Below are 7,854 nucleotides of genomic sequence, written 5' to 3'. Positions count from 1 at the left end.
CTCCAGACAGCGGGTCTCTACCAAAACTAACGTACTTTTACTGTTCTACTTAGTTCGCGTATGCCCCGACGCGAAGGGGCGGCCAGAGGCGCAGATCGACCTTCGGTGCTTCCTGTAATTCAGAGCGACGACGACTGATTTCTAGGATAAATGAATCTCTTGAAAAAAGTCAAACGTAGGAGCTGTGATGGTCGGGCCTGTTCTCGCTCAGGGCTCGTTTTGAGCGGAAGTTGTCCTGGCCACAGACGGCGACACGTACCGCGTGCTGCGAGAGTCCGGACAGATCGTTGAGGTGAGATTGTGGGGCGTAAATGCCCCGGAGACATCACAGTCCGGCGGGTAGAGTGCCGCGAAAGCCGTTCGCTGGTACATCTACCTTTCTACCCGCGACACACTCGGAGGGCATTTGTTTGAAAAGTGTGCCTCCGCTCACGCCGGAACAGATCTCGCCCGGCCAGCTGCCCGCGCCAAGCGAATGCGTGCAGAAGGGATCACTGTGCACTCACCCCTACGTCGCCCTGCACGTTCCAGCCTCCGCTGCTCGTCGCCAGTCCAACTTCTCAGGTGCACCTCAGAAGCGTTATAGCCAGAGCCGGTGGCCTCCTATCGCTGGGTAGCGTAGTAGCCATGCTTCTTGATTTAGACACAAGGTGCGGCATGAAACATGTCAACGCTGGGCGTTCTCGCGCATCGGCAATCGGTCGAGGAGGCGGTCGGCGGTCTCCACGCCGGAGGTGAGCGCGTCGCTCACCGAGACCCCCTGCCGGTAGTTGCCCGCGAAGGCGAGCCGGGGGTGCTGTCGTTCGAGCGCGTCGAGGGCCTCTTTCACCGACCCGTAGCCGACGGTGTACTGCGGAATGGCGTTCGGCCAGTGGATGTGGCGCCGGAAGACTGGCGACCCGTCTACGCCGAGGAGGCGCTCCAGGTCGCGCTCCACGGTCGACTGAACGGCGGACGTCTCCGTTGTGGCCTGCTCCGGCGCCCGCCCGCCGCCGACGAACGTGGTGAGGAGCACGTGGTCGTCCGGGGCCCGGCCGGGAAAGAGCGTGGAGGAAAAGATCGTCCCCAGGATATTCAGGTCGTCCTCGACGGGAGGCACGAGCATCCCGAAGCCGTCCAGCGGGTGATCCACCGCCTCGCGAGGGTAGCCCAAGGCGAGCACGCTCAGTGGAGGATACGAGACGTCTGCGAAGGGGGTGAGGTCCACCGGCGTGTCGAAGTCCATCTCGTCCAGCCGGTGGAGCGGGGCGGTACAGACGAGGGCGTCGAACGTGCGAGTCTGCTCGTGCCCGTCCGGGCGATTCACTGTCACATGCCACTGTGAGCCGTCGTGGTCGAGGGTCGTCACCGGTGCATTCAGGGTGACCCGGTCCCCCAGAGCATCGGTCAGGGCGTTGGGGAGGACCTGCAGGCCGCCGCGGAACGAAAAGAGGCCCGACGGGGCGTCCTCGCCGCCCGATCCGTTGCTGGAGAGCGCGCGCCGCACCGCGCCGAGGAAGAGCGAGCCGTACTCGTCTTCGAGCGCCGCGAGCCGGCGGAAGGCGTGTCGCACGGAGAGGTCTTCGGGGGTGCCGGCGAAGACGCCCCCCACGAACGGGGCAATGGCGTAGTCGAGCACCTCCCGTCCCAGACGCCGCCGCGTAAAGTGCGCCACGCTCTCGTCCTCCGCCTCGCTTCGTCCAACGAAAGGCTCCGCGAGCAGGCGCAACTTGGCGCGGGTGGAGAAGAGGTCCGTTGAGAGAAACGAGCCGACGGATCGGGGAAGGGGGGTCGGGCGTTCGTCGCGCACCACGTAGCGGGTGTCGGCGTCGTCGTTTGCCCAGATCCGACGGTCCTGGAGCCCGAGGTCGTCGATGATCGCCTCCAGGGCGGGGGCACCAGCCCGAACCGAGTTGGGGCCGTCCTCGACCAGGAATCCTTCCGTGTGGTCCGACTGAATGGCACCGCCGGTCCGATCCGACGCTTCAAGGACGCGAACGGCGACCCCCTCTTCCCGCAGCTGATGGGCGGCGGCCAGGCCGGCAATGCCGGCCCCTATGACTCCGACAGTGGGCATAGTTGGAGGCGCAAGTGCGTGAGTATCTGTTGTCGAGTGTTCTAACGCTCGGTCCCTCCGGCCGTTCGAGAGCACGGGTGAAACCCCGTCCACAAATAGGCAGTATCATCTAGTTGAGATATCACGCTCTTGCTCACAAGCCATCAGCGAGGTTGATTATGGCGACGGAAAAAATGAACGAGGACTGGCGTCGGATTCGAGACCAAATCAAAGACATCTGGGACGACACCGACTTCGACGACAAGCAGATGAAGCGGGCCCGCGGGGAACTGGATAAGATCATGGGCCTCATCCACGACAAGACCGGCGAATCCGTCGAGGAGATTCGTCGGAAAATGAGCGCAATTCTATAGCTGGTCCGGCGGTCCTCCGGTCCGGGAAACCTGCGCATCGAGACTACGCACGCGGCCGGCTCCCTTCGATGGGGATCCGGCCTTTCGCGTACGGGGGCGTTTTGGATTGAGGACCGCGGCGATTAGATTACAAGAGGCGTCGGAAGGAGGAGCTGCGTCCGACGGCCGTTGCTGGTCCGCTCATCGTCTCCTCACCCCCAATCCTCCACATGCCCGAGTCCGACACGATTGGGTCCGAGGCTCCCACCGACAGTGCCTCATTTCAGGAACAGGCCGCCCACTACGACGCCCTCGTCGAAACCATGCGGGAGCGTGCCGACGAGATTCGGAAGGGGGGCGGTGCGAAGAAGATTCAGAAGCAGCACGATCGGGGCAAGCTGACGGCCCGGGAGCGCATTGCGTACCTGCTCGACGATGCCGATCAGTTTCGGGAACTGGGGCTCTTTGCGGGCTACGAGATGTACGAGGAGGAGGGCGGCTGTCCGGCCGGGGGCACGGTTATGGGACTTGGTCCCGTGAGCGGGCGCGAGTGCATGGTGGTGGCCAACGACGCCACCGTAAAGGCGGGCGCGTGGTTTCCCATCACCGCGAAGAAAAACCTCCGCGCCCAGAAGATCGCGCTGGAGAATCACGTGCCCATCATCTACCTCGTCGACTCGGCGGGCGTGTACCTGCCGATGCAGGACGAGATCTTTCCCGACGAGGACGACTTCGGGCGCATCTTCCGCAACAATGCGAGGCTGTCGAGCAAGGGCATCCCGCAGATTGCGGCCATCATGGGCAGCTGTGTGGCCGGGGGCGCCTACCTGCCCATCATGAGCGACGAGGCGATCATCGTAGAAGGGACCGGGTCGGTCTTTCTCGCGGGGCCGTTTCTCGTGAAAGCGGCCATCGGGGAGGACGTGGAGGCGGACGAGCTGGGCGGGGCCACCACGCACTCCGAGATTTCCGGCGTCACCGACTACAAGGTGGAAGACGACGAGGCGGCGCTCGACAAAATCCGGTCGATCGTGGACCACTCCGGGCCGGTGGAGCGCTTCGGCTTTGTGCGCAAGGAATCGACTGAGCCTGCGTACCCGGCGGACGATCTCTACGGCCTCTTCCCGGCGGCGGAAAACGGGCAGTACGACATGCGGGAAATTCTGGCGCGCATCATCGATGCGGAATCGTGGACCGAGTACAAGGAGGGATACGGCCGCACCCTACTCACCGGGTACGCCCGCCTCGACGGGTGGAACGTGGGCGTGGTGGCCAATCAACGGGCGGTCGTGCGAAACCGAACCGATCTCGACTCGAAAGGGGAGATCCAGGTGGGCGGTGTCATCTACGCCGACGCCGCCGACAAGGCCGCGCGCTTCATCATGAACTGCAACCAGAAGGAGATTCCCATTCTCTTTTTTCAGGACGTCACCGGCTTCATGGTGGGGAAGCGGGCCGAGCAGGGCGGCATCATCAAAGACGGCGCGAAGATGGTGAACGCGGTGTCCAACTCCACAGTGCCCAAGCTCACCGTTGTGGTGGGCAACTCCTACGGGGCCGGCAACTACGCGATGTGCGGACGCGCCTACGACCCGCGCCTCGTGCTGGCCTGGCCGACGGCCAAGATCGCGGTGATGGGCGGCACGCAGGCCTCGAAGGTGCTCAAGCAGATCAAGGTGCGCCAGCTGGAGAAACAGGGGGAGGAGCTCTCCGACGAGGACGAGGAGGCGTTGCTCTCCGAGATCCAGGACCGGTACGAAGAGCAAACGACCCCCTACTACGCCGCGGCGCGGCTCTGGGTGGATGCCCTCATCGATCCCGTCGACACCCGGGACTGGCTCGCCCGCGGACTGAACATGGTGGATCACAATCCGGAGCTTGAGCAGTTCAACACAGGTGTGATCCAGACGTAGCGCTGAGGGCGTTGGGCGTTTTGCGTTGAGCGTTGGGGACATCGAAGGGACAGGTGTCGGGGAGCGATTGTGCAGCCAACCCGTCCCGTCGGAAAATCGTTACGCGACCCGCATGAACGAGGCGGGAGCTTCTGTAGCGTCCGGGCGTTGTCAAAATCAGACCTCTTACGAAGCCCACACCGCAATGGATGCCGATTCCACCAGCCTCCGGGCGCGGATGAAGCGCCGGCTTCCAAACTTCGAGCAACTGTCCGAGCGAATTCGGACGCGGGCCCGTGCGCTGCGTCGGCGGTTTGGAGGCACGGAGGATGCGTCGGTCGCGGAGCGCCTGGCGGCCATTGACGAGGAGTACGTGGAGCGCGGCGCGAAGGACATCACGGAGGTCGACCTCGATACCGTGATCGAGCAGGCGGAGGCCATCGAGGAGCGGTTCGAGTCGAACGGGCCACTGCAGCGCCTTCTCGAGGACGGACGTCTTCTTCTGAGCCTCGTCCGCGACGCCCGGCGCGGGCACTACCGCGAGATCCCGGTCTGGACGCTCAGCGCCGCGGGCTTTACGCTGCTCTACGTCCTCAATCCGTTCGACCTCATCCCCGACACGATCCCGCTCCTAGGGGTGCTCGACGACGCGGCGGTCGTGTCGGCCTGTCTCTCCCTCCTGGAACAGGATTTGCGCGACTACCAGGCGTGGAAACGAGCTCGGCTGGAAGACGAGAGCGACGAGCCCGCCGAGGATCTAATCTCTCCGTAACAGTACGGTCTCCCTTGACCCCTATCGTACAACTGGAGTGGACCACTCCCTCCTTGACCCGTCGCTGAGAGGTGATTTGTCCCATGCTCACGTGGAATTTTGAGGGCGATCAGCGCGAACCGGTCCACGATCCGACGATGGCGCCGCACAAGCGGCAGTCTTATGAGGAGGAGTTGGCGAACGCCATCACGCATGGAATCGGTCTCGTCTTGAGCGTGATTGGCTGGATCGGGCTGCTCCTCCTCTCCGGGCTGGCCGGCACGGGCTGGGACCTGGCCGCCTCTGTGGTCTTCGGCGGCACCCTCGTGTTTCTCTACGCCACCTCCACGCTGTACCACAGCGCGGGCACCCCCCGCCTGAAGCGGACGCTGCGCATCCTCGACCACGTCGCCATCTTCCTCCTCATCGCGGGCACCTACACCCCGTTCGCGGGCGTCCTCATGCGGGAGGGATGGGGCTGGACCGTCCTGGCGCTGGCGTGGGGCTTTGCGCTGGTCGGGCTGCTGTTTAAGCTTCTGTCCGAGCACCGCTTTCACCCGGCGGCCACCTCGCTGTATCTCCTCATGGGCTGGTTCGGGGTGCTCCTCGCGGATCCCATGCGCGCCGCGCTGCCGATCGGGGCGTTGCTCCTCGTTGCGGCGGGCGGGCTGGCCTACACGATTGGGACCCTCTTCTACGGCTGGCACTCCCTCCGGTACAGCCACGCGATCTGGCACGTCTTTGTGCTGGTGGGGAGTGCGTGCCACTACGCGGCCGTCGTGCTCTACGTGCTGTGACGCGAGGTGGAGACGCAGGACGAGGGGCAATCAGGCGGACAGTGCGTAGGTGCCAAGTTCCTCCCCCAGGTCCGTATGGGGAAAGATGGAGCGGGCCTCGTGGAGGGCGTCGCTTTTGTCGCCGGGGGGGAGGTGGACAAGGAGGAGACGGTCCACGTCGGCGTCGGCCGCCACCTCCGCCGCCCCGGCCGCCGTCGAATGATTGTCGGTCGTGCCCCCGTTGGCTTCGTGAACCAGCACGTCAGCGTCCCGGGCCAGGTGGACGACGCTTTCCGTGGGAGCCGTGTCGCAGGAGTACGCGGTCACGTGACCCGTGGGGGCGTGCTCGAAGCGGAGCCCCACGTTGGCCGTGTCGCCGTGGTCGACGGGCGCGGCGGTGATCATCCAGGGCGCCTCGTTCCAGACGACCGCGTCCCGCTCGTGCTGCACCTCGCGCCAGTCGATGGGCGGGATGCCCTCCCACCCCTCGTGGACCGGCGCGAACGCGTCCCAGAGCCGCTGCGCCTGGGCAAGGGCCGACTCGATGCCGCAGACCGGAATGGAGCGGTCGCGACCGTCCAGCCAGATCTTTTCCATGAAGAGCGGAAAGCCGCTCGTGTGGTCCATGTGCGCGTGGGTTACGATGAGCCCCTCCACGCTGTCGATGGACGGGCCGCAGGCCTGGAGCCGCTGGAGCACGTCGCCCCCGCAGTCCACGACGATCGTGTTCGGGGGCGAGGCGTCGTCGGCCACGGCCAGCACGGTGGTGGTGCGGTGCGGGTCGCTAACGGCGGCGCCGGTGCCGAGGAGGTGGAGGGCAGGCATGGCAGACAGCTTCGAATTGCGAATGTCGAGTGACGAACGGCAGAGGACTTCAACCTAACAAATTCGACATTCGAAAGTCGAAATTCGCCGTTGTCTACCGGGAGCGCTGAATGGCAAACTGGGTAAGGCCGGCGAGCGATCGTCGGGCCTCGGAGGGAGGCAGGGCACTCAGCAAGGAGCGCGCGTCCGACGCCAGCGACTCCATCTTGCGCCGAGCGTACGCGATGCCTCCGTGCTTGTCCACGAAGGTCCCGATGGTGCGGAGGTCGTCGCGGGTCTTGTCGTCCTGATCCACGAGCTTGAGGATGCGCTTCTTCTCACGACGGCCTGCCTCGCGGAGCGACACGATGAGGGGCAGGGTCATCTTCTTTTCTTGCAGGTCGATCCCGATCGGCTTCCCGGCGTCCTCGACGCTGAAGTCGAAAAGGTCGTCTCGGATCTGGAAGGCGAGGCCGAGGGTTTCCCCAAACTCGTCCATCCGCTCGATGAGGGCTTCGTCGTCAGTGACGCTGACGGCGCCGCTCTTGGTGCAGGCGGAGATGAGGGAGGCTGTCTTGTCCGAGATGATGCGGAAGTACGTCTCCTCGTCGATGTCCAGCAGGCGCGATTTTTCAATCTGAAGGAGTTCCCCCTCGCTCATGCGGCGCACCGCGTCGGAGAGGGTGTGGAGGATTGAGTAGTCGTCGTGGTCGAGGGAGAGGAGGAGGCCTCTGCTCAGCAGAAAGTCGCCGAGCAGGACAGCGATCTTGTTTTTCCAGAGGGCATTGATGGAGAACACGCCCCGGCGCTCCTCGGCGTCGTCCACCACGTCGTCGTGCACGAGGGTGGCCGTGTGCAACAGTTCCACCAGCGCGGCGGCCCGGTGCGTTGTGTCTGTCGCGGTGCCGCTGCAGGCCTGCGCGGACAGCAGCACCAGAATTGGGCGGATGCGCTTGCCCTTCTGCCACAGCACGTACTGGGTGATCTTGTCCAGCAGCATGTGGTCCGACCGCATCGCCTCCCGGAAGTAGGAGCGAAACGCCTCCAGATCGTCCTCGACCGGGAGGCGAATCTCGTCGAGAGTCGTCGGCGCGGACCGGTCGAGGGTTAGCGTGTCTCCGTCGGCATCGGAGTGGTCGGAGGCCGCCCGGCCGTTCGAAATCGGGGAGGACGCGTCGGGCATTTCGGTTTTCAGTTTGGGTTGAAAGCCACTGTGTCGAGTACGGGCCGGGCGGGGAAAGGT

General features: G+C 64.6%; 7 protein-coding genes. 4 read left to right on the top strand and 3 right to left on the bottom strand.

What is annotated here, in order from left to right; all coding sequences use genetic code 11:
• Positions 1-667: 667 nt before the first annotated feature.
• On the bottom strand, positions 668-2,056 hold the full coding sequence (gene hemG / locus ABEL04_RS00525; RefSeq protein WP_375800414.1) for a protoporphyrinogen oxidase: 1,389 nt from the start codon (positions 2,054-2,056) through the stop codon (positions 668-670).
• A gap of 158 nt (positions 2,057-2,214) precedes the next feature.
• Here hemG and ABEL04_RS00520 point away from each other — a divergent pair, with 158 nt between their 5' ends.
• The 4 genes from ABEL04_RS00520 to ABEL04_RS00505 all read left to right on the top strand — a co-directional run bounded on the left by ABEL04_RS00520 (position 2,215) and on the right by ABEL04_RS00505 (position 5,828).
• Positions 2,215-2,409, top strand: coding sequence for a general stress protein CsbD (locus ABEL04_RS00520; protein WP_375800413.1), 195 nt, complete (start codon positions 2,215-2,217; stop codon positions 2,407-2,409).
• 209 nt (positions 2,410-2,618) lie between these two features.
• Positions 2,619-4,301 carry an acyl-CoA carboxylase subunit beta gene (locus ABEL04_RS00515; RefSeq protein WP_375800412.1) on the top strand — a complete coding sequence of 561 codons (1,683 nt, stop codon included), beginning with the start codon at positions 2,619-2,621 and terminating at the stop codon, positions 4,299-4,301.
• Between the two features lie 184 nt (positions 4,302-4,485).
• Positions 4,486-5,052, top strand: coding sequence for a YkvA family protein (locus tag ABEL04_RS00510; protein ID WP_375800411.1), 567 nt, complete (start codon positions 4,486-4,488; stop codon positions 5,050-5,052).
• A gap of 83 nt (positions 5,053-5,135) precedes the next feature.
• Positions 5,136-5,828, top strand: coding sequence for a hemolysin III family protein (locus tag ABEL04_RS00505; protein ID WP_375800410.1), 693 nt, complete (start codon positions 5,136-5,138; stop codon positions 5,826-5,828).
• Between the two features lie 30 nt (positions 5,829-5,858).
• Here the strand turns inward: ABEL04_RS00505 and ABEL04_RS00500 are convergent, their stop codons facing one another.
• Both ABEL04_RS00500 and ABEL04_RS00495 read right to left on the bottom strand, forming a co-directional pair.
• Positions 5,859-6,632 carry an MBL fold metallo-hydrolase gene (locus ABEL04_RS00500; protein WP_375800409.1) on the bottom strand — a complete coding sequence of 258 codons (774 nt, stop codon included), beginning with the start codon at positions 6,630-6,632 and terminating at the stop codon, positions 5,859-5,861.
• A 94-nt stretch (positions 6,633-6,726) separates the two neighbouring features.
• Positions 6,727-7,794 carry a polyprenyl synthetase family protein gene (locus tag ABEL04_RS00495; protein ID WP_375800415.1) on the bottom strand — a complete coding sequence of 356 codons (1,068 nt, stop codon included), beginning with the start codon at positions 7,792-7,794 and terminating at the stop codon, positions 6,727-6,729.
• Positions 7,795-7,854 lie beyond the last annotated feature (60 nt).

Source organism: Salinibacter sp., from assembly GCF_042218895.1.
Taxonomy (GTDB): domain Bacteria; phylum Bacteroidota; class Rhodothermia; order Rhodothermales; family Salinibacteraceae; genus Salinibacter.
This window is presented reverse-complemented; position numbering and strand designations above follow the sequence as displayed.